At 40.4% G+C, this 26,972-nt stretch carries 24 protein-coding genes and 1 riboswitch; of the genes, 12 read left to right on the top strand and 12 right to left on the bottom strand.

Going from position 1 to position 26,972, the window contains the following annotated elements:
- Positions 1–12: 12 nt before the first annotated feature.
- Positions 13–1,077: a helix-turn-helix transcriptional regulator gene (locus tag CKW03_RS06575; RefSeq protein WP_093095191.1), complete on the bottom strand. Its 1,065-nt coding sequence runs from the start codon at positions 1,075–1,077 to the stop codon at positions 13–15.
- Positions 1,078–1,889: 812 nt separating this feature from the next.
- Here CKW03_RS06575 and CKW03_RS06580 point away from each other — a divergent pair.
- The 5 genes from CKW03_RS06580 to CKW03_RS06600 all read left to right on the top strand — a co-directional run bounded on the left by CKW03_RS06580 (position 1,890) and on the right by CKW03_RS06600 (position 9,980).
- A complete protein-coding gene (locus CKW03_RS06580) occupies positions 1,890–2,987 on the top strand; it encodes a slipin family protein (RefSeq protein ID WP_093095193.1) in 1,098 nt (365 codons plus the stop codon).
- Between the two features lie 68 nt (positions 2,988–3,055).
- Positions 3,056–4,477 carry an RtcB family protein gene (locus CKW03_RS06585; protein ID WP_093095195.1) on the top strand — a complete coding sequence of 474 codons (1,422 nt, stop codon included), beginning with the start codon at positions 3,056–3,058 and terminating at the stop codon, positions 4,475–4,477.
- 200 nt (positions 4,478–4,677) lie between these two features.
- Positions 4,678–7,794, top strand: a complete 3,117-nt coding sequence (locus tag CKW03_RS06590) for a SusC/RagA family TonB-linked outer membrane protein (protein WP_093095197.1) — start codon at positions 4,678–4,680, stop codon at positions 7,792–7,794.
- 10 nt (positions 7,795–7,804) lie between these two features.
- Positions 7,805–9,556, top strand: coding sequence for a RagB/SusD family nutrient uptake outer membrane protein (locus CKW03_RS06595; protein ID WP_093097691.1), 1,752 nt, complete (start codon positions 7,805–7,807; stop codon positions 9,554–9,556).
- 10 nt (positions 9,557–9,566) lie between these two features.
- Positions 9,567–9,980 (top strand): DUF4945 domain-containing protein, encoded by a 414-nt coding sequence (locus CKW03_RS06600; protein ID WP_093095198.1) that lies wholly within the window; start codon positions 9,567–9,569, stop codon positions 9,978–9,980.
- Positions 9,981–10,076: 96 nt separating this feature from the next.
- Here CKW03_RS06600 and CKW03_RS06605 read toward each other — a convergent pair whose 3' ends face one another.
- The 8 genes from CKW03_RS06605 to CKW03_RS06640 all read right to left on the bottom strand — a co-directional run bounded on the left by CKW03_RS06605 (position 10,077) and on the right by CKW03_RS06640 (position 16,964).
- A complete protein-coding gene (locus tag CKW03_RS06605) occupies positions 10,077–10,781 on the bottom strand; it encodes a HesA/MoeB/ThiF family protein (protein ID WP_093095199.1) in 705 nt (234 codons plus the stop codon).
- Positions 10,774–11,916, bottom strand: a complete 1,143-nt coding sequence (gene thiH, locus CKW03_RS06610) for a 2-iminoacetate synthase ThiH (protein WP_093095201.1) — start codon at positions 11,914–11,916, stop codon at positions 10,774–10,776. The genes CKW03_RS06605 and thiH overlap by 8 nt, the downstream gene beginning before the upstream one ends.
- 4 nt (positions 11,917–11,920) lie before the next feature.
- A complete protein-coding gene (locus tag CKW03_RS06615; RefSeq protein ID WP_093095203.1) occupies positions 11,921–12,688 on the bottom strand; it encodes a thiazole synthase in 768 nt (255 codons plus the stop codon).
- On the bottom strand, positions 12,669–13,337 hold the full coding sequence (gene thiE, locus CKW03_RS06620) for a thiamine phosphate synthase (protein ID WP_236736430.1): 669 nt from the start codon (positions 13,335–13,337) through the stop codon (positions 12,669–12,671). The genes CKW03_RS06615 and thiE overlap by 20 nt, the downstream gene beginning before the upstream one ends.
- Positions 13,316–13,924: a thiamine phosphate synthase gene (locus CKW03_RS06625; RefSeq protein ID WP_093095205.1), complete on the bottom strand. Its 609-nt coding sequence runs from the start codon at positions 13,922–13,924 to the stop codon at positions 13,316–13,318. The genes thiE and CKW03_RS06625 overlap by 22 nt, the downstream gene beginning before the upstream one ends.
- A complete protein-coding gene (gene thiC / locus CKW03_RS06630; RefSeq protein WP_093095206.1) occupies positions 13,921–15,732 on the bottom strand; it encodes a phosphomethylpyrimidine synthase ThiC in 1,812 nt (603 codons plus the stop codon). Before thiC ends, CKW03_RS06625 begins: the two co-directional genes overlap by 4 nt.
- A 19-nt stretch (positions 15,733–15,751) precedes the next feature.
- Complete coding sequence (gene thiS / locus CKW03_RS06635) at positions 15,752–15,958, bottom strand: sulfur carrier protein ThiS (protein WP_093095208.1); 207 nt, start codon at positions 15,956–15,958, stop codon at positions 15,752–15,754.
- Positions 15,959–16,023: 65 nt separating this feature from the next.
- A riboswitch (TPP riboswitch) is annotated at positions 16,024–16,122 on the bottom strand.
- A gap of 101 nt (positions 16,123–16,223) precedes the next feature.
- Positions 16,224–16,964: a hypothetical protein gene (locus tag CKW03_RS06640; protein WP_093095209.1), complete on the bottom strand. Its 741-nt coding sequence runs from the start codon at positions 16,962–16,964 to the stop codon at positions 16,224–16,226.
- Positions 16,965–17,183: 219 nt separating this feature from the next.
- Here CKW03_RS06640 and CKW03_RS06645 point away from each other — a divergent pair, with 219 nt between their 5' ends.
- Positions 17,184–18,050, top strand: a complete 867-nt coding sequence (locus CKW03_RS06645) for an EamA family transporter (RefSeq protein ID WP_093095210.1) — start codon at positions 17,184–17,186, stop codon at positions 18,048–18,050.
- 63 nt (positions 18,051–18,113) lie between these two features.
- Positions 18,114–18,362 carry a DUF7218 family protein gene (locus tag CKW03_RS06650; protein WP_093097694.1) on the top strand — a complete coding sequence of 83 codons (249 nt, stop codon included), beginning with the start codon at positions 18,114–18,116 and terminating at the stop codon, positions 18,360–18,362.
- An 11-nt stretch (positions 18,363–18,373) separates the two neighbouring features.
- Here CKW03_RS06650 and CKW03_RS06655 read toward each other — a convergent pair whose 3' ends face one another.
- Complete coding sequence (locus tag CKW03_RS06655) at positions 18,374–19,123, bottom strand: DUF6882 domain-containing protein (RefSeq protein ID WP_093095211.1); 750 nt, start codon at positions 19,121–19,123, stop codon at positions 18,374–18,376.
- A 480-nt stretch (positions 19,124–19,603) separates the two neighbouring features.
- On the opposite strand from CKW03_RS06655, the gene CKW03_RS06660 reads away from it, so the two are divergent.
- Positions 19,604–21,292, top strand: coding sequence for an ATP-binding protein (locus tag CKW03_RS06660; RefSeq protein ID WP_139185402.1), 1,689 nt, complete (start codon positions 19,604–19,606; stop codon positions 21,290–21,292).
- 6 nt (positions 21,293–21,298) lie between these two features.
- On the top strand, positions 21,299–21,964 hold the full coding sequence (locus CKW03_RS06665) for a DNA-binding transcriptional response regulator (RefSeq protein WP_093095214.1): 666 nt from the start codon (positions 21,299–21,301) through the stop codon (positions 21,962–21,964).
- A gap of 373 nt (positions 21,965–22,337) precedes the next feature.
- Here the strand turns inward: CKW03_RS06665 and CKW03_RS06670 are convergent, their stop codons facing one another.
- Positions 22,338–23,030, bottom strand: coding sequence for a helix-turn-helix domain-containing protein (locus CKW03_RS06670; RefSeq protein WP_093095215.1), 693 nt, complete (start codon positions 23,028–23,030; stop codon positions 22,338–22,340).
- Positions 23,031–23,376: 346 nt separating this feature from the next.
- Here CKW03_RS06670 and CKW03_RS06675 point away from each other — a divergent pair, with 346 nt between their 5' ends.
- Positions 23,377–24,057, top strand: a complete 681-nt coding sequence (locus CKW03_RS06675) for a hypothetical protein (protein WP_093095217.1) — start codon at positions 23,377–23,379, stop codon at positions 24,055–24,057.
- A gap of 721 nt (positions 24,058–24,778) precedes the next feature.
- On the top strand, positions 24,779–24,931 hold the full coding sequence (locus tag CKW03_RS20715; protein WP_157739411.1) for a hypothetical protein: 153 nt from the start codon (positions 24,779–24,781) through the stop codon (positions 24,929–24,931).
- 89 nt (positions 24,932–25,020) lie between these two features.
- On the opposite strand, the gene CKW03_RS06680 is transcribed toward CKW03_RS20715, so the two are convergent.
- Positions 25,021–25,875 carry an SMP-30/gluconolactonase/LRE family protein gene (locus CKW03_RS06680; protein WP_093095218.1) on the bottom strand — a complete coding sequence of 285 codons (855 nt, stop codon included), beginning with the start codon at positions 25,873–25,875 and terminating at the stop codon, positions 25,021–25,023.
- Between the two features lie 112 nt (positions 25,876–25,987).
- Between CKW03_RS06680 and CKW03_RS06685 the strand changes: the two genes are divergently transcribed.
- Complete coding sequence (locus CKW03_RS06685; RefSeq protein WP_093095219.1) at positions 25,988–26,740, top strand: HpcH/HpaI aldolase family protein; 753 nt, start codon at positions 25,988–25,990, stop codon at positions 26,738–26,740.
- The last annotated feature ends 232 nt before the right edge of the window (positions 26,741–26,972 follow it).

The raw sequence follows: 26,972 nt of genomic DNA on the forward strand, positions 1-26,972 counted from the left end.
TGAGTTATATCATTATTTATCATCCTGTTTCTGCTGTTCCTTATCTTCTCTTATGATCTGGACCTTGGCGTATTGATTTAACGCCTTATAGTGTCGGTAAAGTATCCGTTTTTCTAAGCTTTTTGGTGTCAATACCTTGATGCATTCACCGAAGCCCAATATCTCGCGTTCTAATTCAAGATTCAGTGTCACATCAATCAGGATAGTGATGGAACCATCCTCATGTTTTTTTAGGATCTGTTGTGAACTGTGTAATGGTTTGGTCTCGACATAAGGCGCATTGGCAGCATTTATCAGTAGAATAACCTTCTGTCCACGGTCTTTTGCAGATTTGGTGACCCCAATAGTGTCGGCAAAGTATCGTTCGAAGTCGACCCCTTCATAAGGTTGGAAACCATTTTTGGCCATCATATCAATTTCTGCAATCCGGTCTAGCGCCAAAGTGATCAGGCTGGATTGGTTCTTTTTGCAACAAATAAGGAACCAGCGGTTTCTATATTCCTTTAAAAGATAGGGACTGTATACCTCCACAGTGGGCTGTTTGGACTTGAATGATTTGTACTTGATCAACACGGGGTTTTCATCCTTTATGGCTTGATAAAGTGGGGTGATCCATTTCAATCCTTTTAATAAGGGGTTGGCTTCCAGTTGTACGATGGATTTCCCTTCACCCTTAGAGGCATATAAATGGCTCTCCAAACGGACGATCATATCGCTCATTTCTTCGAAAAAGGTAAAGCCATTCAAATGTTTCAAGACATCGACGGCTTCTTTCATTTTTTCCATGTCCATGGAAGAAATAGGGGAATTGCTGATGCTGTAGTTCGGATCTTCATAGCTATAATATCGACGGTCTTTGACCACGATGGGAGCGTTATAACCTAGTTTATTGCTCCGCATCAATTGGATGTCACCCTGTATGGTCCTTTTGCTGACCCCACTATTGATTCCTTCCAACTCATAAAGTGCTTCTGAAACCTTTTCTATCAAGTCTTCCAACGTCCATTTCCGATGGGTTTGTTGAAGGCATTGGTCAATGATTTTGTATCGAATGAGTGCAAGTTTGTTTGTAGACATGGATTTCCTTTCCCTTTTGGTTAAAATAAAGATAGTTAATAAAAGTTAACTGCGCAAAGTATTTGCGTAGTAATACGAATCCGTAAAAATATTATTTTAAAAATGTAAAATTATTGATTTGTAAATCAGGTTGTTATATATGTAATATTTAAAAATATGTAATTATTTTTTATTGCGCATAACGACTGCGTAGTACCATGCGCACCTTTGTATTGTCGGGTATGACAAATGTTCTTTGATTAAACAAGCGATAAGCTTTTTATACGATATATGTCCGAAAGGATATATAATCTGTAGAGATCAAATCGTAATCCTGGTGTCCTGTTTCTGTATGGCAGGCTAGTGCTTATCCGGTAGGATGGAGTATACTGATTATGAGATGGGTCTATGGGTTAATTGTTTGCAGTGCAGGTTCGAATCCTGCTCCTGGTTTCCAGGATAATTCAAATGGCTAGAATAACAAACCACTGGTTGAAATAGGACCAATAACATCCTCACACGATGCATTCCGTGGTAAAACACGCTGGACGAGTTTAGGTCTTCTCTAAAAAGATCAAAAGCTTATTGCCAATGGTTCGGTTGGAGGCATATAATGCCAAAAACAGTTGGAAAAGATCTTTGCAACTTTTTGCTAGACCTAGACCAAAAGAGAATTGTACTTGAAAGTCTGGAAGACCTGTTCTTCTTGGGCGGAAAGACAAGATCGCTGGATGGCCTAGGACTACCCTAAAGTTCCGGTCTGGACCAATGAACGATTGGCGATAGCTTTTTAGGATTAAATGAATGAGTGTAGAAATTAAATAAATAAAAAAATGAAAAAGGTATTAATTAACAGAAACGAAGTAGGATTGATCATCAAAAACAATGCTGTGAAAAGGGTTGTGACTGAAGGGAAATACTGGTTAGGCTTTGGGGAGTCCCTAGAGCGCTATGATATGGCGGATCCATTCAAGGTTGCTCATCATCTAGATGTTTTGTTGACTATGCCTGGATTTGAAGAATTGGTGGAAATCGTTGAGGTTTTAGACAATGAGATCGCTTTGATGTTCAAGAACAAGAACTTCGTAGGCTTATTGAATGCTGGAAGGCATGTGTTCTGGAAAGGATTGGACGATTTGGAATTCCAAATCGAGAATATGGAAACCTTGGAGGTGCCAGCGAGCATCAACAAAGTTTATTTAAGGAAAGACTTGTTCAAAGCTTATGTGAGCAGATATCAGATTGAAGAGTTTCAAGGAGCTTTGCTTTTTGTGAATGGTAAGTTTGAGCGAGAATTGATGGCTGGCGAATACTTCTTCTGGAAAAATTCGGATGTGGTTCAGGTTTCCATCGTGGATAAAAGAGCCTTGTATATGGAGATTCCAGGTCAAGAGATCTTGACTAAGGACAAGGTGCAGATCCGATTGAATATCGGTTTCCAATATCAAGTTAAAGATATCAAGATGGCCTTGTTGGAAAACCAATCTTTTGAAAGTCATTTATATGTTTTGATGCAGATGATCGTGAGAACTTATGTATCTGACCAAACATTTGATGGATTGTTGGAGAATAAGGATGCGATCGCTAAGGTGATCTTGGAGGAAGCGAAGAGGTCGGTTCAGCGATTGGGAATTGAATTGATTTCCATGGGTATCAAGGATATTATCCTTCCGGGTGAAATCAAGGATATTATGAACCAAGTGTTGGTTGCTGAGAAGAAAGCTCAAGCGAACATCATTACCAGAAGGGAAGAAACGGCCTCGACAAGGAGCTTGTTGAATACCGCGAAGCTTTTGGAAGAGAATGCGATGTTGTTCCGATTGAAGGAAATGGAGTATGTGGAGAAGATTGCGGACAAGATCAATACGATCTCTGTTTCTGGAAACGGTCAGATCGTGGATCAATTGAAACAATTGTTCTTGAATAAATAGGAAGCCCTGCAGGGCAACAATGCCCTGCAGATTTATTAAATGCTCATTATTTGTTAAATTAAAGAAAGATGGAAAATAAAAGAATAAATGGTAATGATTTAGTTGCCTTAGGATATAAAGAGAATTTAGCCATTGGCGTGGCGCTGAAGATCAATAAGAAGCGATTGGGTTTTAGCAAGGAGGAAATGTTGGAGAAGTTCAAAGCCGTATTGGATGATCCAAAGGCTTTTGCTGAAGACGCCATATTTTCACCGCTATCCTTTGCCCTGTTGAATATAGAAGAATTGGAGAAATTCAATGTTCCCTTGAAAACGGAAGAGCTGCCGTATGAAGTATATGGCGCGGAGCATATTGAGGATGGCGCTATGAAACAAATGAAAACGGCGATGAAATTGCCTGTAACAGTTGCTGGTGCGCTGATGCCTGATGCTCACCAAGGCTATGGATTGCCTATTGGTGGCGTTATGGGAACGAAAAATGCGGTCATTCCTTATGGTGTCGGTGTGGATATCGGTTGCCGTATGGCCCTTTCTATTTTTGATCTTCCGGCTAGCTATGTGGATACCCATCGTGATGAGCTGAAAAAGATCTTGCTGAAAACCACTCGATTTGGTGCTGGTAACGGTTTTTTGAAACATGAGCGCCTAGATCATGAGGTCTTTGAAAACGAGCAGTTTGAGGACAACCCTTTTGTGAAGCAATTAAAGGACAAGGCTTGGACTCAGTTGGGATCTTCTGGTGGTGGAAATCACTTTGTGGAATTTGGGATCATGGAGTTTAAGGAGACGGATCAGGAATTGGGGATTCCAAAAGGGGAATATCTGGCTTTGTTGACGCATTCTGGTTCTCGAGGTTTGGGAGCAATGATTGCCAATCACTATACCAAATTGGCGATGCAGGTCTGTAAACTTCCTCATGAGGCGAAGCATTTGGCGTATTTCGACTTGGATTCTGCTGAAGGGCAAGAGTATTGGTTGGCCATGAACTTAGCGGGAGATTATGCATCGGCCTGTCATGGAGTGATCCATGAAAAGGTGCTTTCGGAATTGGGCGCCGTACGATTGACGAAGGTGGAAAACCACCATAACTTTGCATGGAAGGAGATGTGGAAAGGCGAGGAGCTGATCGTCCACCGAAAAGGTGCTACACCAGCGGCAAAGGGTGTGATGGGGATTATCCCGGGATCGATGGCTGCACCTGGATTCTTGGTCCGCGGTAGAGGGGAGGAAGAGGCTATCAATTCGGCTTCACATGGGGCTGGACGATTGATGAGCCGTACCCAAGCGATAAAGACCTTGTCCCGAAAGGATTTGAACAAGCGATTGGAGGATTTAGGGATCAGCTTGATTGGAGCTGATTTGGATGAAGCGCCAATGGCTTATAAGAACATCCATGAGGTCATGGATGCCCAAAAAGAATTGGTTGATGTTGTTGCTTCATTCCATCCGAAGGTCGTCCGAATGGCGGACGATGGGTCCCGAGAGGATTAGTTCGATATTTTCTGAGATTTTGTTACGGAAGAGTGTTCCAAATTAATTAAGAACTAAAATATTTTAAATTAATTTGGAACTTAATCGGTTAAGCACTAAACTTGTATTCATTATAAACTGAATTTCTAATTAATATTTTTTTTACTAAGTGCCAATAGTCTTGTTGTTGCTTAGTTGCTTAATCGATTAAACTTATTGTTATGACTTATTTTTCATGGAAAAAACACCGAATATCGGGGCTCTTTGTCCTCTATTTTTGGTTCCAACTGTTGAGCATGGGAGAAGTACATGCTCAGGCAGGAATGCTAACTGGCCAAGTAATCGACAAGGAAGGCGTGCCTATCGTTGCGGCGACAGTGGCGGCACTTCCTACAGGGAAGAAAACAGCGACTGGAGAGAACGGGGAGTTTTCGCTAGAAATCGGGAGCAGTACCCAGATCAGGGTCACTGCTATTGGTTTTAAACGCCAAGATGTACCCATCTCTCAGGCGGGTAAAATTATTTTAGAGAAAGATGAATTAGGGGTAGAGGAAGTATTAGTAACGGGTTATATGACCCAACGGAAGGCTGATTTGACCGGTGCGGTATCGGTCGTGAAGCGGGAAGATTTTGTCAACAACCCCAGTGCCAATGTGATGCGCTCTTTGCAAGGCAAGGTACCAGGGGTAAGGGTGACTACTGATGGTAACCCAGCAGAAAATGTAGGGATCCAGTTTAGAGGGATTACCTCCTTTAATTCTTCACCTCCATTGATCGTTTTGGATGGGCAACCGGTATCCATCAACCTAAGAGACATCAATCCAAATGATATTGAAAGCATACAATTTTTGAAAGATGCCTCTTCAGCTTCCATTTATGGTTCTAGAGCTGCTGGTGGTGTTATTTTGGTAACGACCCGAAAAGGGATCAAGGGCAAAGCCAAGGTTACTTACGAAGCTTATGCTGCGGTGAATAACCCTGGGAATGTTCCGCAGATGTTGAATGCAGAAGAATATGGCAGGGCGCTGTGGCAAGCAACCGTCAATGATGGCGATGATCCAACGGCGGCTGTCAGGTATTACAATTATGATTGGACCGTAAATGCGCAAGGGATTCCGGTATTGAATTCCGTAAAACCAATTGAGTGGCTGAATGATGCCAAGACGATGCCTTCGGCAAATACCAATTGGTTCAACGAAGGGATGCGGACCGGTTTCCAACAGAATCATCAGGTATCCATTACTTCGGGGACCGAGAACTCCACTAGTTTTTTCTCGGTGAACTATTACAATAATGAAGGTACGCAGATCACATCCTTCTTCAGGAGATTGGCTGCACGGATGAACAATGAATATGAACTTTTTGATGGAAGAGTGAAAATAGGTGAGAACCTCACGCTGACCAATCTGAGGATGCGGGATGTCAACAGTACCTATGGTCTTTTGGTCATGCCGCCAAATATCCCTGTTTATGCGAATGATGGCGCTTGGGGCGGTGTAGCAATGCCTTTGGGAATGGATGATTTTGCCAACCCTATAAGGGATATGGAGTTGAACAAGGATAATACCGGTAATTTTCTGAAAGTGCTAGGGTCTGCCTACCTATCGGCAGAAATTATCCATAACCTGACCTTTAGGTCTCAGTTTGGAGTGGATTATAGCATGTGGTATGATCGGAAAATTGACAAGAAATGGCAAGAGGCAGGGGGTAAAGCTGGCACTATCAATGGGGTAAGCCAGAATAACTGGCATGACTTGGGGCAGACCTGGACCAATACCTTGTTGTACAATATCGCTACTGGAGAGCATCACTTGGATGTGTTGGTGGGTATTGAGGCCTTTAAATTCTTGAATGAAAGTATCAGTGGATATCGTTCCGGACTGCTTTTGGAGGACCGCGATTATGCCTATTTATCTACGGCCACTGGCGAGCAAAGGACATTTAATGGGGGTGGAAATGAAAGGACCATGCTTTCTTATTTTTCAAAAGCTAACTATGTTTTTGCAGATAAATATCTGGCTTCGGTTACTTTCCGTCGGGATGGTTCTTCGGTCTTTGGTAAGAATTATCGCTTCGGTAATTTCCCTTCCTTTTCAGTCGGTTGGAGGATGAAGAACGAGGAATTCATGAAAGATGTGGCTTGGATAGACGATTTGAAGTTTAGAGCGAGTTGGGGTCAAAATGGTAACTCGGAACCCTTGAACTCGGGCAAGCTGGTGAATATTTATGTGACCGACATCAACGGTACTTCCTATGCCATTGGCGGAAATGAGACCGGTAATATCCCTTCTGGATTCCGTAGGGCTAGCCTCGGTAATCCTGACTTGAAATGGGAGACTACGACACAAACCAATGTCGGAGTAGATTTCACTTTTTTACAGAATAGGTTGTATGGCTCTTTGGATTGGTTCAACAAGAAAACCACGGGGATGCTGTTTGAACCGCCATATATAGCGGCATTAGGAGAAGGTGGATATCGCTGGATCAATTCCGCAAACATGACCAATAAAGGAATTGAAGCCCAATTGACTTGGGCGGTGAGCAAGGACGATTTCAGGTATGCGGTATCTGGAAATGTGTCGACCTATAAACATCAGGTGAATTCCTTGCCGGAGAATGTGAAGTATGCCTTTGGTGGAAATGGATTGCTGGATAATATTGTGGGGAGGCCTTTGAATTCGATGTATGGATTGGTGGCAGATGGCATCTATAAAACGCAGGAGGAAGTGGATAATGGGCCGATTCAGCCGGGTAAAGGTGTGGGAAGGATCCGTTATAAGGATTTGGATGGTGATGGGGTGATCAATGAGGTTTTTGACAGGACCTGGATTGGGGTGAGTGATCCGAAATTGGCGGCAGGATTGAACTTTGAAGCTGCTTATAAGAATTTTGACTTTAGCTTTTTCTTGCAGGGGGTATTTGGGAATTCGGTTCGGAATTCCTGGAAGGAGCTGAGCGATTTCTGGAATATTGGTGTCCAAAATGACCGCAATCACCCAAGTAGGATTTTGGATGCTTGGTCGCCGACTAATCCGGATTCAGATATTCCAGCCTTGTCAAGGCGGGATGCCAATGGGGAAAGGCGCTTCTCGAGTTATTTTGTTGAGGATGGTTCCTATGTCAAGCTGAGAAATCTGAACATTGGCTATACGATTCCGACCTCGGTAGTGGAGAAAATCAAATTGAGTAACCTGAGGTTCTATGTCACTGCGCAGAACTTATTTGCCATCAAGAAAACATGGGGTGAGGATAAATTCACGGGTATGGATCCTGAAAACCCAGGAACGGGTTATCCTATGCCACTCTCTTTGTATTTCGGATTAAATGTTTCATTCTAAACTTCTTGTCATGAAAAAAATAAAATCTATAATATCTGTTTTAATGACGCTCTTTTTGTTTTCTTCCTGTTCAGATTTTTTGGAAGTGAAGCCTAAAGGGGTCTTATCTGAAGAGCAGGTTTCAAAACCTGAGCTTATCGATAATTTTGTGGTAGCAGCCTATGCTTCCATGCCGGGCTTGGGATATGGGACGACGCATGCCCCATGGATCCAAAGTGTTCGTTCTGATGATGCTTACAAAGGTGGAGGAGGATTGGGTGACCAAGCTCCATGGTACGAAATGGAAATTTTTACGGCAGTAACTTCCAATATCGGGAATAATGATGGTCCTTGGTACTTGGGTTATGTGGGCATCAGCCGGTGTAATACAGCAATTCGTCTCTTGAATGAAATCGATCCTGCAGCTTATGAGCAAAGGGATTCCAGGATTGCGGAGATGAAATTTTTAAGGAGTTGGATCTATTTGGGGATGAAGTTGCGCTGGAAATATATCCCTTTTATTGACGAAACGGTGCCTAATGATGCGGTGGTCGTTGAAGGTATCTCTAACCGACCTGATTCGATGAAGAATGACCTGGGTTTATGGGATAGGATCATAAAGGATTTTGAGGATGCGGCGAAAGTGCTTCCAGAAACCCAAACTGATAAAGGAAGACCTACCCGTTATGCGGCGCATGCCTTTGCAGCTAAAGCTTTGCTATTTAGAGCCTATGAGCAGAATGATCAGCATAAGGTTGTCAATATCAATAAACAGACCCTTCAGCGTTCTATTGATCATATCAATACGATTATGACTAAGGATAAAAGTCAGTTTGATCTAGAGCCTGATTTTGCCAATAATTTCTTGCCGGAGTTTGATAATGCCACCAAGGAATCGCTATGGGAAATCCAATATTCCATTGATGATGGGACTACAGATGGTCGTGTGAACAGAGGGGATGAGTTGAATGCGCCTTGGTGGTCGCCATATTTCAGTTGCTGTGATTTCCATAAGGTTTCTTATACCATGATCAATGCCTTTAAGACAGATAAAACTGGGGTTCCTGATTTTGATAATTACAATCAGACGGAATTCAAAGGGGATAAGTACAAGGATTACTTTAAACAGCATTCTTTTGATCCACGCTTAGGTCATACGGCAGCAATACCTGGCTACCCTTGGAAGTATAACAATGCGATTCTATATCAAGAATCAGGCTCTAGAGCACCATTTCAATATGGCTTTTTCAATTCGATGAAAGAGCAGGTCGATCCAAATTGTAACTGTCTGTTCAAGCCATTCTATATCTATAATTCGATGAACAAAAAAGAGATCAGGTATGCTGAGGTTTTGCTCTGGAAGGCCGAAATACTGATGGAGCAGGGACAGCTGCAGGAATCCTTGAACCTGGTGAACAGGATTAGGGCTAGGGCTGCCACAAGTCTCAATCGACTAAAAAAAGCTGATGGAACCTTATGGATGGACTATAAAATTGAGGAGTATAAACCTGGGGTAAACTTTACCCTAAACAAGGAGAACCTGAAAAAGGCTATTATTTGGGAAAACAGGTTAGAGCTAGCCAATGAGGGAAGGAGGTTTTTTGATTTGCTCCGTTGGGGTTTACTTTCTGAAACCATGAATACTTTTATCAATAAGGAGAAGGGAAGATTTGATTGGTACAATCAAGGTCGTTTTGTTGCTGGAAGGGATGAGTATTTGCCGATTCCGCAACAGCAGATGAACTGGTCCAAAGGTTCCTATAAACAGAATCCTGGTTATTAAGAATTACGTTATGAAAAGATACATCTTAGGCATCCTGCTCGTATTGAGCATCTGCGCATGCCGAAAAAATGATTATGAATTGAAGGAAGGTCCAAGCCTCCCGACGGTACAGAATTTAAAGTCTGAAGCGGCAGGAACCAATCAGGTCCGATTGACATGGCAAATTCCGCAACAGATTCCTGCTGAAATTGAAAGGCCCCTTAAAGTGGCTTTGGAAGTGAATAAGGTGATCGGACCTACCAAGCACATCACGGTTTTCAACCATACGATTGAGGAAGAAGCCACATCTTTTGTTTTTGATATTCCAGAGGAAGCAGGCGAATACCATGTTGTGGTACGATTAAATGGACAAACCAAGTTGCAAGATCCCAATTATTCGAGGAATGTATTTTCCTTGGGGCAGACCGTGGTTTTAAAGAAGTAGTTGAGTTTAAGTTAGGTTATATTAGTTTAGGACAAGGTTAGGCAGGGTTTTACCTGCCTACCTGTTCTTAATTAATTGTCACACTAATTACTGTCTTTAATATCTGAGTTGGTTAAAGTTCCAATTTTTGCTATCGATAATGGTCAGTTGATTGATAGGTACATTGATCCCTAAAATAACTTTCAGAGTTAGCATCGCCATCATGGTCCCCATGATACCAGCTAATGCACCCAATACTCCAAATTGGTCGCAGTTCTGCACATCCTCCGGATTGGGAGGACTTGGGAATATATCCCTTAAGTTTTTGCTGCCCTCATAATTGAAAACAGCTACCTGTCCTTCGAAGGAGAATATGCTTCCATATACGAGGGTTTTACCCATTTTGATACAGTGGTCATTTACTAAATACCGAGTTTCGAAATTGTCTGAACCATCCACGATGATGTCATATTCAGAAAGGATGTTTTCGATGTTATCGGTTGTGAGTTTTTCGTTTATTGGGGTGAAAGAAATTCCCGAATTGAGTTGTTGGACAAAAGAGGCTGCACTTTCGACCTTTGGTTGCCCTATGAAAGCCTCTTGGTGGATGATTTGTCGGTTTAAATTATGGATTTCAAGTAAATCAAAGTCAATTACTGCCAAATTTCCTACACCTGCAGCCGCCAAGTATTGAAGAACTGGCGAGCCCAATCCACCTGCACCAATGACGAGAACCCTTGAATTTCCGATTTTACGTTGGCCTTCAATGGAAACTTCCTCCATAAATATTTGTCTACTATAGCGGCTGAATTCTTTATCCATGGCTGACATTTGAAGGACTGAAATTCTCAGAAAAACAAGAATCCCAATCTTTCATGACTGGGTCATATCCTTTGGCTTTTATCCTGTTTTTAATTTCTTCCATACTTCGCTCATCAGAAATCTCAAATTGTTCCAGTGATTGTGGATCAACAGCATATCCACCTGGATTAGTCTTTGAAGCAGCACTCATGGTTGTTGCTCCCAGAGCGATGACATGGTCCCTGAAGTTTTCGCTTTCGCGAGTAGAGATTGATATCTCTAGGTCTGGATTCCAGATTCGATAGGCGCAGATCAATTGTAATAAATGGCGATCCTCCATAACAAAGTTAGGTTCAATGATGCCTTCAGCTGGTCGCAAGCGAGGAAATGAAACGGAGTATTTCGTTTTCCAATAGCGTTGCTGTAGGTAATCCAAATGAACTGCATTGAAGAAGCTGTCTATTCTCCAGTCTTCCAAACCTAATAAAACCCCTAATCCGATTTTATGGATTCCCGCTGAACCAATGCGGTCCGGTGTTTCTAACCGGAAGTTGAAATTGGACTTTTTACCTTTTGGATGATATACTTTATAAACCTCTTTATGATAAGTTTCTTGATAAACCAACACGGAATGCACGCCTGCTTGATGGAGCATCAGGTACTCTTCTTCGGATAAGGGTTGGACCTCAATGGAAATATTAGAAAAGAATGGTTTCAATAAGCTGATGGCATTCAAGAAATATTGGATTTCCACGGTCTTATTTGCTTCTCCAGATACTAATAAGACATGGTTTATGCCCATATCCTTTAAAGCCATTGCTTCTAAGATAATTTCAGAATTGCTTAAGGTCCTTCGCTTTATTTTGTTATCCATACTGAATCCACAGTAAGTACAAATATTCTGGCATTCATTGCTGAGGTATAGTGGTGCATAGAGTTGGATGGTCTTGCCAAATCGCTGCTGCGTGAGCTGATTGCTCAGCTGTGCCATCTGTTCCAAGAAAGGTTCTGCAGCAGGTGAAATCAAATTGAGAAAGTCCATGACCGACCTTTTAGGTCTATTTAGTGATGCTTCAACATCCGAGGTTTTGCAGTTTTCAAGTAGCTTTTTGATCTCTTTCCAATCGTATTGGTTTAAGGTTTCTTTGATGTCCATTTTGTTATTTATCCATTAAGAAGCTAGTTAGTGGAGAAGATGGATTCGCATTGTAGCTTTTACTCGCCAATCCGGACTCATAAGCCATTCTACCCGCAATAACAGCCAATCTAAACGCTTCTGCCATCTTAATAGGATTAGAAGCTGTAGCAATAGCCGTATTCACCAATACGGCATCTGCACCGATTTCCATAGCCTGTGCGGCATCAGATGGTGTGCCTATTCCAGCATCAACGACAACAGGTACTCGGCTCTGCTCGATGATGATCTCTAAAAAGTCAATGGTTTTTAATCCCTTGTTGCTGCCAATAGGAGAGCCCAAAGGCATGACCACAGAGCTGCCGGCATCTTCCAGTTTTTTACATAAAACAGGGTCCGCATGTATATAAGGCATGATGATAAAGCCTTGCTTTGCCAATGCTTCCGTGGCTATCAACGTTTCTATCGGATCCGGCATCAGATATCGTGGGTCAGGATGGATTTCCAACTTGATCCAATTGGTTTCAAATGCCTCTCTCGCTAGTTGGGCTGCAAAGATCGCTTCTTTTGCATTTCTTGCTCCTGAGGTATTTGGGAGCAGATCAACTTGTGGTAATGACAAAGAGTTCAGTAAAGTGTCCTCTTCGGATTGGTGATCCACCCTTTTTAAAGCCAAGGTCACCAATTCAGTTTGTGAAACTAAAATAGCTTCCTCCATTTGAGAGAGGTCACCAAACTTTCCAGACCCTAAGAAAAGTCTGGATTGAAATGTTTTATCTGCTATTTTCAACATAATCTTGAATATAAAATTGATTCATTCTTGAGGCTGCAGAAGGATCGTTCTGAATGAGGCTGGATACAGCCACGCCATAAACTCCTGCAATCAGTAATTCCTGTAAATCTTGCTCTATTATTCCTCCAATAGCATAGATTGGAGGGTAAGGGTTATTTTCACCATTTAGTCTATTGATGATTTCACTATACCCTGAGAAACCTAAGACCGGACTGAGCTTCTGTTTTGTAGAAGTAAATCTTAATGGCCCTAGCCCGATGTAATCACCTCCTTCTTGGATCCTTTGCAGGACATCCTGAAAAGTGTTAGCCGTCCCACCAATGATCTTTTCATTACCTAGCATTGCGCGAGCTGTTTGAATGGACTCATCGTCCAGACCAAGGTGTATTCCATCTGCATCGAGGTCTTTTGCCAGTTGCAAATGATCATTGATGATAAAGGTTGTATCATAGCTTTCACTGCGTTTTCGAGTTGATTCAGCTAGCTGATATAGCTCCTTCTCAGAACCATGTTTCCACCTGAGCTGTATCCAATTTATGCCTGAGTCCAAGGCATTACTGATGTTTCGCTCCTGTTCGGAGAAAGTCATCCCATCAGAAATGTATTGTATTCGACTTAAGTTTACTTTCATTGCTGTTCCGCCCTCCATAATGCTAGTTTTTTATTACAAGTGATCAAATAATCAGTCGGATCGATCTGATTCCAAATAGAACCGAGCAAGGCAATTCCATTAGATCCTTTTGCTAATACACGTTCCATATTTTGATACTCAATGCCACCCAAGCCAATTAAGTCTACGTTCGCATTGTCCTTAAGTTCAATATCCTCAAATACACTATTCTCCACACCATGTCCAGGCTTTGAGATACTCTGGAATATGGGACTTAAAAATGCATAAGACCAGGTCTTTTTCAACTCATTGAACTCTTGGATGGAATGCGTAGAAGTTGAAAGCCTGAAATTTCCATTAAACTCCATTTGCTTTTCCCGCATGCGGTCATAACTATTGAAGTGCAAGCGTTCAATATCAGTAAACTCGCTGGCAAGATGATGATGGGAGTGGAGCACAATTTTTCTTCGTTGACAAACATCAATATTGTCCAAATACTCCAATGCAAGTTCATCCGAAGATCCGTATTTACGAAAATGGAAGAGCTCTAGACCATTGTCCAACATATTGTTGACATGAAGAGGCTCATTCGGATAATTGATGTTTGGAGAGACTACTATGATCATAAGTATATTTCTTTTCCGCTTTCAATAAATTCCTTCGATTTTTCCAACATCCCTTCCTCGGTCGCTTCCCTGATCTCTTGGGTAATTTTCATTGAACAGAATTTAGGACCACACATCGAACAGAAATGAGCCACCTTTGCAGCATCAGCAGGTAAAGTCTCATCATGAAACTCCCTAGCAGTATCAGGGTCCAAGGAAAGATTAAATTGATCTTCCCATCTGAATTCAAACCTTGCTTTGCTCAACGCATTATCCCTGTATTGTGCACCCGGATGTCCTTTCGCTAAGTCAGCAGCGTGGGCAGCAAGTTTATAGGTGATTACACCATCCTTAACGTCTTTTTTGTTAGGCAGTCCTAAATGCTCTTTCGGAGTCACATAGCACAGCATTGCGCAGCCGTACCATCCTATCATAGCAGCGCCGATGGCAGAAGTGATATGGTCATATCCTGGTGCAATATCTGTTGTGAGAGGTCCTAAAGTATAGAATGGGGCCTCATCACACTCTTCCAATTGCTTTTCCATGTTCTCTTTGATCATGTGCATAGGAACGTGTCCTGGCCCTTCGATCATGACCTGGACATCATGCTTCCAAGCTATTTTGGTGAGTTCGCCAAGGGTTTCCAGCTCTGCAAATTGAGCCTCATCATTGGCGTCCGCAATAGAACCCGGTCTTAGCCCATCACCTAAGGAAAAGGCAACATCGTATTGTTTCATGATTTCGCAGATTTCCTCAAAATGCGTATACAAGAAGTTTTCCTTATGATGGTACAAACACCATTTTGCCATGATAGAACCACCTCTAGAAACTATCCCTGTCACCCTTTTTGCCGTTAAATGGATATATCTCAACAAAACACCTGCATGGATGGTAAAGTAAGATACCCCTTGTTCAGCCTGTTCAATCAAGGTGTCTTTAAAAATCTCCCAAGTCAAATCCTCAGGAACTCCCTTTACCTTTTCCAAAGCCTGGTATATTGGCACCGTTCCGATTGGAACTGGGGAATTTCTAATTATCCACTCGCGGGTTTCATGTATGTTCTTACCAGTCGAAAGGTCCATGATGGTGTCAGCACCCCATCTGCAAGCCCATACAGCTTTTTCAACCTCCTCCTCAATACTTGAACTGACAGCACTATTGCCGATGTTAGCATTGATCTTCACTAAGAAGTTTCGCCCAATGATCATTGGCTCACTTTCAGGATGGTTGATGTTATTGGGGATAATGGCCCTTCCTGCGGCTATTTCATCCCGTACAAACTCTGGCGTAATTAATTTCGGCGTATTGGCACCAAAACTTTCGCCTTTATGTTGATCAGCCATTCCTTTTGTAGCGGCCTGCAATTGTTCTATTCTTTGATTCTCGCGAATGGCAACATATTCCATTTCAGCTGTTATGATCCCTTTTTTTGCATAGTGTAACTGGGTTACATTTTGTCCTTCAGCAGCCCTTTTGGGTCTATGGTTGTAAGCGAATCGCAATTCATCTAAACTCGAGTCATGTAATCTTTTCTGTCCATACGCTGAACTGATGCCCTCTAAAATTTCGACATCATTTCTATCTAGAATCCACTGATCCCTGATCCTTTCCAATCCTTTTCGGATATCGATTTCACAGTTCACATCCGTATAAGGACCCGAAGTATCATAGATCGTAACTGCTGGATTTATTTCCAAACCACTATTGCTCAATTTGGTTGGGCTTAGGGAAATCTCCCGCATCGCAACTTGGATGGGATGAAGGTTTCCTGGAATAAATACCTTTTTGGAATTAGGAAAAGGATGGGTCGTAATCTTTTGCTCTGTCATGTCTTCAAAAATTTAAGGGTTATCCGCCTTGAGTTGCGGTTATGATTAGGATAGAATCGTTATCAGTCAATAAGGTATCAGCCCAATTGTTCCTTGGGATGACTTGGTAGTTTAGCGCAATGGCAACACCTTTGGTCTTGCCTTTCAGCTCCAATTCCATTAATTCCTCCAAGCTCAAAGGAGACTTCTTGTACTGTTTCGTCTGATTATTGATAATAAGTAGCATTCCTGAATTATTATTTAAGCATTAATGCTTTAGGAATATCTACTCTAAGTGCAGGACGCACCCATGAATGATATTTTACTTTTCCCTACGCTAGTATGATCTAGATCAGGTTGTAAGGGTAAAATCTCAGCCTGCATTTAACGCAGACACCCCTAAAGCATTGGCAAGTTAGCTAAACGAGTTAACTAAAAGAAATTATTTGTGATTTTTATATAAATATGTATTTGAATCTTTACCGAAAAGAAACTCCGTCTAAAGCCCTAAACTACTTTAGAATCAATCTTTCAGCATCATTCTTTTCCTTAAATTCTTTGTAATATTTTTTGACATACACATGCAGGTCATACGTGGTCCAATATTGGGCGACCTCAAAATCGGGACGGTATGCGACCATAAAGAGCTCTAGCTCTTCATCTTCCATGGGAATGATATCGCTGATGGTTGCTTTATTGAAGATCTGGTCAACCTCCATATTATGGATCTCCTGCTGCATAAACTCCTCAAATCTTCTGGCATTCCGGCCTGCTTTGCTGAATTTTTCATAGAAATAAGTAATGGTAGGCATACCAAATGGCAAGAGCAGCTGCCAAGGAGGGTTCCCTGAATAGTATAAACCACCTTTTACATTGAGATCATTTTTCATGCTTTGCAGCTCTTTCAGCTTTGCTGCCTTTGTGTTCCCCATAACCACGACTTCATCAATCACAATAGCTTTTTTCTGCAGAAAAACATTTTCTACAAGCTCTTCCGCCAAGATGCTGAACCGGTTCCAGTGAGGATGTACAAAGGTAATGCTATCAGAAGGGCGAGCATCAATTCCAAAAGAACCATCAAAATCCGATCGTAGCATCTGTTTGGTTCTTTGATTCATGACATCCACATTCTTGATCAGCAAAGTACTGTCGCTCGAATAGATAGTTCCGGTATATCTCTTTTGGGCTTGCGAAAAGGCGACCAAACTATATAGAAACAAAAGAAAGGAGATAATAATCGGTTTTAATGCCATTGCTTTGTAATTAAGCGTTCATTTTCTTTAGATGAAAATAAATCATCCAGTCTAATTTACTAAATCTAAAAGCTTTGTGTCGTAGCGATAACTATATTTAACATTTTGATTAAGATTATTAAATATGGAAACTCTTTAGCTAATTAATTGTCAACAATCGCCTGCTTTTTATAAAATGAAAGGCTATTTTTGGAGTCAATTTAAAAGTATCGATTGACCATGTCAGCCAAAATTCGAAATACCAATGTTGCTGTTGCTGCAGCGATATTTTCCATGATTTGTGTGCAAGGAGGAGCATCATTTGCAAAACAGTTGTTTCCAGCCATTGGTCCAATCGCTACTACGACCTTGAGGATAGGTTTATCTGCCATCCTCCTTTATGCCATCAATAGGCCAAAACTACATACCTTCAATAAACAACAATGGTTTTACTGTGGCTTATACGGAGTAGGGATCGCGGTCATGAACCTCATTTTCTATATGGCCATCCAAAGGATTCCTTTGGGTTTAGGGGTTACCATTGAATTCGTAGGGCCATTGTTCCTTGCCTTCGCTTTATCTAAAAAATGGACCGATGTCATTTGGGCCTTACTGGCATTGACTGGGATTTTATTGATCGTTCCTTGGAAAAGCAATGGAATAGATCCATTAGGATTAGGCTTAGCCTTATTAGCCGGCGTATTTTGGGCGGTATATATCCTGATGGGAGCCAAACTTTCCAAAGTGATGGAAGGCAAACAGGCCGTTACCACCGGCATGATGATCGCAACGGTTTTTATCCTGCCATTTGCCTTGATGGATGGCGCGATATTGCATATCAATATGGGTCAGTTTTCTATAGGACTTCTCGTAGCCATATTGTCCTCGGCATTACCGTTTTCACTAGACATGATGGCCTTGGGAAGGTTGCCAGCCAAGACCTTCAGCATCCTCACCAGTCTTCAGCCAGCTTTTGGGGCACTTTCAGGGTTGATATTCCTGCAAGAATACCTTAGTATCAATCAATGGATCTCGGTCTTGTGCGTGGTGCTGGCAAGTATTGGAACCACCGTTTTTTCTCGGAAAAAGGAAAATCTCGAACTATAATTAAAAAAATCCAACCAATCGTGCCATGATATGTTCAATGGGTATAAACAAATTTTCAATATTATGCCCAGAACAAAAACACCACAGATAAAAAAGCCAAAAACTTACGACGCTTTGGTAGACAAGGGGATGAGTAAAGAAAAAGCTGCTCGGATTTCCAATGCGCAAGCCGCTGGAACCATCGATCAAAACTCTAAAAAACTAGAAGACAGGTCTAAAGCAGATTTGCTAGCAGAAGCTAAAGAAATCGGGATAAAAAACCGACACAGCATGAACAAAGACCAACTCATCAAAGAAATCAGAGGGCATTAATTGTCCTCTTTTTATCCGCCCAGATGGACTATGCGATTTAGCGAATCCAAGGTCGCCCTGCATTTATCATTCCCTTTCGTGCCAACAATTTGATTTTCGCTCTCATCAATTTCGTATCCTTTGCTTTTTAGATAATGGGTCAAGGTATTCTTATGGTCCACCTCGAAGTTAGAGATAACTTGAGGGAAGGTGGTGAATATCCGATGATGATTATCCTTTCTGTTATTTTGGATTGTATCAGATTTGACGGTCATCAGCATGATTCCACTACCATAGTCTGCTAGGTAATAGGCATCAGCATCAAACATGCCCACTGCGATCAAACCTAATCGGTGCAATTCATCCTGTTTTATTGGGAATTCAGGCGTTCTCAGCTGATCTATCTTATTCTTTACTCCATACTCTTTTAATATTTTCGCATCTTCAAGAAGGCTTTCTGGCAAATTGGATTGACTATTGGCCCAAGACCATAGCCAAGTATTAACCGAATAAGAAAAGCTGCCGATTATCTGCAAAGGAAATTCAAATCCTTCGCCAAAAGAAATCGTCCCACGGGTTAAATCTGCATCCCAACTCTTATCTTCTATCAATTCTGTAAAGTCTAGCTGCTTTTCAAAACCATAAGCTGCGTAACTTTCAAATAATTCTTTTTCTGTTTTTATCGGTTCAATGATTGGGGATTCATTGACGGTCGGTTGTTCTTTAATTTCATTTTCTTTTTTAGGTGCAGGTTTTCCAAATAACCTATTTAAAAATCCCATATTGTATGTCTTTACTGAGTTAGTTTATTTTGATGTTTTAAGTTAGCAAAGGCAAGGTGAATTCCATAATCAGTATGGTCTATTGGTAAAGGAAATTCAATTTTCGTAGTGTAATATCTACTGTTTGTAGGGGAAAATACTTCTCTGCTCAAATCGCTTATTATTAATTATCCCTCAATTAAAATGATGTTTTATTTTAATATGCATTTCAAAAAGTCGCTTAACTACATATTTGCTTAAATTCCTAAACATCTTAATTGATCACCCAACTAAAGTATTTGTAAAATTTTTACAAATTTCTAGTTGTTAAATAGTTGTGTAACAATTTGTTATTGCTTTTTCGTGTAAATTGTTACAAGTTTATTTGTCTAAACATGGGTTTCGCTCAAGAATATATTCTTTCATTCTTGTGATTATTAGTCTATTCTTCTGAAAAGTAATTGTTTTATTGGCTACTTTTGATCATTATTATTTTTACCTGTGAAACCATTATTACTCTTAATTGGGATACTCTTTTTAGTATCCTGCGAAAACCGAATTAAATCCACTCAAGAACCAGAAAAGAATCCGTATTACGAACAGGCATACGAGTTCTTGGACAAAAATGAGTTTGATAGTGCATTTGTTTATTTCGAGAAAGCAAAGTCTTTGTTCTTAGAAAGGAATGATAGTGTCGGTGTGGCCGAAAGTCTCATCAATATGGCGATCACCCAAGCCGATTTTGGAGATTATTATGGATCCCAAGAAACCTCCACTCAGGCAATTGAGTATCTGAACCTCAACGATAGCAGCCAACATGCCCTGCTTGGAATGGTCTACAATAACCTGAGCAATGTATATACCTCTTTAAAAGATACCGAAAAGGCAATTGAATCCAATCAATTGGCTATCCAATATACCAGCAGTCCAACCAATAGAAAGGTTTATGAAAATAACCTAGCCTCTACCTATATCGCTAATCAAGAATATGAGAAAGCGAGCGAAATCTTAAAAGAACTGGTTAGCCATGCAGATTCAAATTCTATTGATTATGCACGCTTCTTGACCAATTATGCTAGAGCAAAGAGTCATCTCGATACCGCATATAAGCTATTGCCGGTATTAAAAAAGGCCATGCAGATCCGTAGAAAGAACAAAGACCCTTGGGGACTCAATTCTAGCTATTCCCATATTGCGAATTACTATAAAGAAAGGAACAAGGATTCGGCGCTTTTCTATTCCATGCAGCAATTTGACATCGCAAAGACCATTAAAAATCCAGATGCGCAAATGGATGCTTTGCAAAGGGTATTGGAGCTATCCGTATTGGAGGAGAACCGCCCTTTTCTGGAAAAATACCATCAGATTCAAGATAGTGTTGAAATTGCACGGTTAACAGCAAAAAATCAGTTCGCGTTAATCCGATATGAGGTGGAGAAGAGTAAAACCAATAACCTCAAGCTCAGCAATGAAATCGCTGAAAAGCAGTATAGATTGAACCTGATGCGTGTGCTATTGGTTGGCTTGATCATCGTGGCGGCACTTTCTTCCTTCTATTTCCTGAATTGGCATAAAAGAAGGAAACAAAGGATGGAACTGGAGGCAGAAAATCGAGTTAAGGAAAGCCAACTGAAAACTTCCAGAAAAGTGCACGATGTAGTGGCAAACGGCATATACAGGGTCATGGCGGAATTGGAAAATCGAGATGATGTCAATCGGGAAGAACTTTTAGATCGATTAGAAATCCTCTATGATAAATCTAGGGATATTTCTTACGAGGTGGAGGACCTCGGGATGGGCGATATTCCATTCCATCTGGCCATTTCCGAATTGTTGAAATCCTTTGCGAATGAAGATCGTACAGTCCTCATCGCGGGGAACGAAGAAGCTACTTGGGATAGGTTGAATGCTGTCCAAAAAGACAACCTTGAACAGGTCCTACAGGAATTGATGGTCAATATGCAGAAGCATAGTAAAGCCCAGGAAGTCATAGTCAGGTTTGATTATGAAGGAAATATCCTTCATATATATTATAAAGATGATGGTATAGGACTATCAGAATCTCCAAAATATGGTAATGGTTTTATGAATACGGAAAACCGTATAAATCTATTGAAGGGGACCCTTACTTTTGAGAAAAATAATAATAGCGGTTTAGGAATTCACATTTCCATCCCTATTCAAAAATAGGTTGTTATGTTTAAAAAAGTATTGATTGCTGAAGATCATGAGGTGGCAAACCTTTCTGTCCATAAAACGGTGCAGGAGATGGGAGTCACTGATGCCAAATATGTCTATTACTGCGATGATGCACTCAATCGGATCAGAAAAGCTGTATCTGAGGGAGAGCCCTATGACCTGCTGATTACTGATTTAGTTTTCGAAGATGATATCGTTCCACAGAAGATCTCTCATGGGAAGGATTTGATCAAGGCAGCCAAGGAACTGCAACCAGACCTCAAGGTTATCGTCTTTTCTTCCATTGATCGGATCAGTCTGATCGAAGACCTCTTTAGAAATTACCAGATCGATGCCTATGTCAGAAAAGCAAGGCACGATGGTCAATATTTCAGGGAAGCAATGAAGGCCGTGGCAAGCAACAAGATCTATCAATCACCTGATATCCGCTTAGCCCTGAGATCAAAGAATTCACATGAATTTACCAATATGGACATTCAGATCATTTCTTCGCTATCGCAAGGTGTCCTCCAAAAAAACATTCCGCAAATCCTGCAGGAAAAGAACATCAAACCTTCTGGCTTGAGTAGTATTGAAAAAAGATTGAACCTGATGAAAGAAGTATTGGGCTTCACCAAGAATGAACAATTGGTATTATACTGTAAGGACAAAGGATTAATATAAATTTAATTAATGCTTTACGGGAAACCGTATGGGATTCCCATGCAAGGAAAGTATCTTTGTGTATTGATTTGACCAACCCTTATTAACCAAAATAAATATTAATGGCTTCTACGGATGTAGAGGCCATTCTTTTTTAGGCATTTATTGCTGTTTCTTGTTAAAAAATGTTAATCCAATGCTGGTTTTATACAGTTAGGCATTGGCTTTGCGTTAATAATAGCAAACAGAGTAAAAAAGTAAAAGAGTAAATAATTTCATAATTTAGGTTAATAATTGGTTAGTAAAAAAAACCTGAGCTTCCCCGGCTCAGGTTTTTTATTTATGTGAATTGTAGCAAGTCCAAATTATTTGCCTTTGATTGATTTTGCCATTGCTAGGTCAAGTCAAAATTTACGGCAAACTTCAATAATTCAGCAAAGGATTTATTATCCAGTTTTTTACAGATGTTTTTTCTATGTGTTGATACGGTATGGGAAGACAAAAAGAGCTGGTCCGAGATTTCTGACGTAGTGAAACCATTTGCCAACATGCGAATAATCTCCTTTTCCCTTTTGGTCAGTTGTGCATACTTTTTATAATGGGCATGCACATATTCGTTTTGGTCCAAGGTCTTATTGACCCGTTGAATGATATGGTCCAAACCATCAATAGGGGCAGAAATCAAGATCAACTTAGACTCGGATTGAATTTCAGCTAGCTTACAGTTGGTAAAACACCATTGATACTGCTGATCAGAATACCTTCTTACCCTTTGGAAGAAATTGTAGGTTTTATCAGACTCTCCATTGATGATATACTGCTGTAAACCAACAAAAAAGCTGAAGATTTCCTCCTTTACAAAGAAATGGTCATAGTAATTCATCCCCATTGTAGGGATTTCTTCAGGATAAACACCCAAATAACTGGTTCCCCAATGGTTCATATAACTGCATCCATTAGGTGAATTTCCGTTCAAGTCATGGATCATGAGACTTGCCGGTAAGATATCGCCTAAGTCAGATATGGTAAATTTCCCCAGATGAAGACCATGTGAGATTTCAAATAATTGGGTGTCAAGGCTAATCATAATAATTAATAAATGGTTTGGAAATTAATTATCGCTTATCCTAAAATAGTGAACAATGTTTAAACACTAAAATTAATTTTTGAAATCTTTGGTTTGATTTTCAATAATTTTTTTGAAAAATCGTTGAAGTACCTATTTAATTATTTTTTTACCAAATATTTATTGAAGTTAATTTGTTGGTAATCAATAAAATACGATTGTTAGTTGAGGGAGCCTTCAAAAGGTTGTTTTTTATTTTGAAATAATAAAAAACTTAACACATTTTTGCCTAACCACGAGGTAATATTTATTTTCGTAACAGTTTAATCTTTTTTACAAAAATTGATTCCAACGGTAAAGTAGCATCATGAAAAATCTAACTATCCTTCTCCTTATTATTTTCAGTAGCCTTGGCGCATGGGCGCAAAGAGGCAAGATCAGCAATAATTTTTTTGGACATCTCGAATTCAATTCTCTCGATGGACGATATAAAGCTACCCTTGAAAAAAATGTTTTCAATGGACTTGAATTTTATGATAATTCAAAAAATAAAGTGTCCTATGATCAAAAATATCTAGCCAAGCATTTTCCAGGGATATTGAGCGATAATGAATGGAAAACAAGTTTCCTGCGAGATTTAGTGCGCAAATATTCCCAAGAGAGCAATTACAAACTATCCCATAGGATTAATGTATTTGGCGGGGAGGAGATCGAGGATAACCGTGGCTATTCTTCTGAGTCGGGAACGGATACTTTTGGCCATGAATATTATGAGGAAACAGGGAAATATGGTACGGTTAGCATCAAACGGAATTTGCGTGGTGTACTGGAATATACTCGAAATAACTTTTCCGCCAGCTTGGGCAAGGACTTTAGAAACCAATGGGTGTATGAGGATTCCCAAAAAAATAGGATGGAGTTCAACCCAACAGCTTGGGGTAAAATGACCAAAAGATTAGGATCCGATAAAGATATCATGTTTTTCTTAATCCGACAACTGACCGATTTCTATGATCAGGAACAAGATCCTTACCAGGACGATTATTAATGCTCCATTAGGCCATTGTCATTAGGTTAAGGTTTTTTGGATCATACTGAGAATAAAAAATTGGGATAAAATTTATCTGAAGCTGATGACAGCATATTGACAATGAAAATAAATTAGCTCTTTTATTTTTTAATTATAGAACCCCTTTTGGGGTTCCATTATTTTAGCTATTATGGCACGTTGGCCTGGCGGTCGCGCAAAAACGCTGTTCGATCAATCGAACAGCGTTTTTGCATTAACCCTATATTGTTCAATACCATTGCTAAAATAATTCTGCCCTTCCAGGGCAGTATGTCGCAAAAAAGAAATTTTTATGGAAAATGAATATGGCTCTAAATACCTAGAAACACAGATTTAACAAACTTGTTCATTGGTAGGCACGAAGTTTCTCAGAACTAAACAATGGAGATAGGTATTGGCGTACAGGTCCTCTATCTTCGATAGAGAATGACACGATCAGGGTGGGAAAACGTACAGATTCTTCACTAATCGTTCAGAATTGGAAATGAATTCAGTAGGGATTTTCAGAAAAACATTTCACCCACACTGTGGGTTATCCGATTAACGATCCGATTTTCTACAAAGATTTCACCCCTTCCAGGGGTTCCCAATTTATACAAACAACCATCCTTCCGAAGGAAGCCCGTTAGCACCCGGCTCATTTCCAGTGGCGGAAAAATGGATAGAATGCCGATGCCTGTGCGATGGGATTGGCCTTGGAATGCTTTCAATAGATTATTCCATTAAAGGGGATGATCTATGGAAAGATATTCCCGACAAAAAGGCATTCTATCCATGTGTGGGAGGCCGTGCGAAAAGCCACCTTAAATGGGCCGAAGCCGTTACGGATTCGAGTTGTTTTTGGTATCCGTGAGCTCCTTCGTCGGTTTTGGTTACTTTTGGGCTCCAAATGTAACGAAGAGTCTAAATTTTGTTTTTTTATTACCTTAATGACATTACTCTTTAGGCGTTCCATATAAATTCTTCGCTTCCTTCGTCATCTATTTTTAAGCAATATAGCCCAGCAGCACCTTCCAGGTCATCCTGATGCGCCGAGCTGCTAATGAATAATTCATTCATTTCCGGCCCGCCAAAAGTACAAGAAGTTGGGTTTTTGGAAGGTAAATTGATATAATCGATAATCTCTTTGCGGTTTAGATCAAATATGATGATTTGATTTCCGCCCCAATTTGCAATATACAGTTTCCTGCTTTTTGATAGGCACATTCCATCTAAGGACCCAATTCCTTCAAACTGAAAGATTAAGGTTTCATCTTCCAATTTTCCATCGCGATATTCGAATTGCCTTACAGAATTTAATTCCGAATCGATGAAATAGATTAAAGTACCTTCAAAGGCGATCCCATTTGAAATGATGACCCCATCCAATAAGGTCTTTGCATCCCCATCTTTGAGTTCATATAAAGAAGCATCAGGTAATAAAGGACCATTATCCCCATTGTTGAGGTTATTCATGCTTCCGATTAACCATGTTCCCCAAGGACTGACTGCCCCATCATTGTATCTGTAATTATTCCTATGCTCCGGTTGGCAGATCAACGTTTTGCTCGCTGTGCTCAATTCAAATTCATACAGGCCACTCTCAAGGGAAATCAAGATTTTATCCAGATCAGCAGTCAATGCAACGCAGCTGATATACTCGTTGAAAATATGTTGCTCAAAACTTTGATCCTGGTAATCATAGATGTACAGTTTTTTATCCAGTATATCTACAAAGAAAAGTTGTTGGGTTCGGTAATCCCAAAGAGGGCCTTCACCGAGCTTTAATCCTTCTTTATAAATTCTCTTTAGTGCCATGCGTATAGGTTTGGGTTAAAGGCTCAAAATCATGGAATTCTTTAATTTTCTGTTTTGATTCCTTGGTCATTATCAGCAATATAAGTTATTTTTAGGTTTAATTTAAACCTACATGAGATTTTTAGAGAAACTGGAAGCAGGACAGACGGTGGTGGGTCCATTTTCAAAGACTTCGGATCCCTCCATGATTGAAGCCATGGGATATGCCGGCTTTGACTTTATCATCATCGATCTGGAGCATGGTCCTAATAGCATATTGAATGCCCAAAACTTGGTAAGGGCAGCACAGATCACCGGGACCTTTCCCATCATCCGTGTTCCGGAAAATTCAGCTTCGGCTATAGGCAAAGCATTGGATATTGGAGCTTTGGGTGTTCAGGTGCCTCAGATCAGTAATGCAGAACAGGCCAAGCTAGCTGTTGAATACGCCAAGTTTGGCCCTATAGGGATGCGTGGGGTGTGCCGATTTGTCCGTGCAGCTGAGTTTTCCAATAAGGATAGGTTTGAATATTTTGCTGAAGCCAATCAGAATTACTTGATTTTGCAGCTGGAAGGAGAGGAGGCCATCAATAACATAGAGGCGATCATTGCAGTGGCGCATGTCAATATCATTTTCCTTGGTCCTTATGACCTTTCTCAAGCCTTAGGTGTACCCGGTCAAATCAACCATCCTGCTGTGATTGAAAAAATTGAATATATCGTCAATCTTTGCAAAGCTAACTCCAAGAAAACTGGAATCTTCACGGATAATCTGGCCGATGCCAGAAGATGGAGGGAATTGGGCATAGATTATATTTCATATTCTGTTGATGTAGGAATAATACAAGAAGCTTCAAAGACTATTATTTCCGAAATCCTGAGATAGATTTTTCTGGAAGTTTTATTCGGGTTTCACTTTGACCTTATTAGAGACATATTCGGAAAATTCGGAATGTGTCTCGAATAAGATCAAAGCAAATCTCCACTAATACTGAAAAATGATCTAGGACAGGGACAGGTTTAAACTTATGTTTTTACTGTTAACGAATTGTAAATTCCTTAATATGTATAAACATATTGATATTTTTCTTTGATATGTAGGTACAATGTATTAATAT

Origin of the sequence: Sphingobacterium mizutaii (genome assembly GCF_900187125.1) — a bacterium.
Classification (GTDB): domain Bacteria; phylum Bacteroidota; class Bacteroidia; order Sphingobacteriales; family Sphingobacteriaceae; genus Sphingobacterium; species Sphingobacterium mizutaii.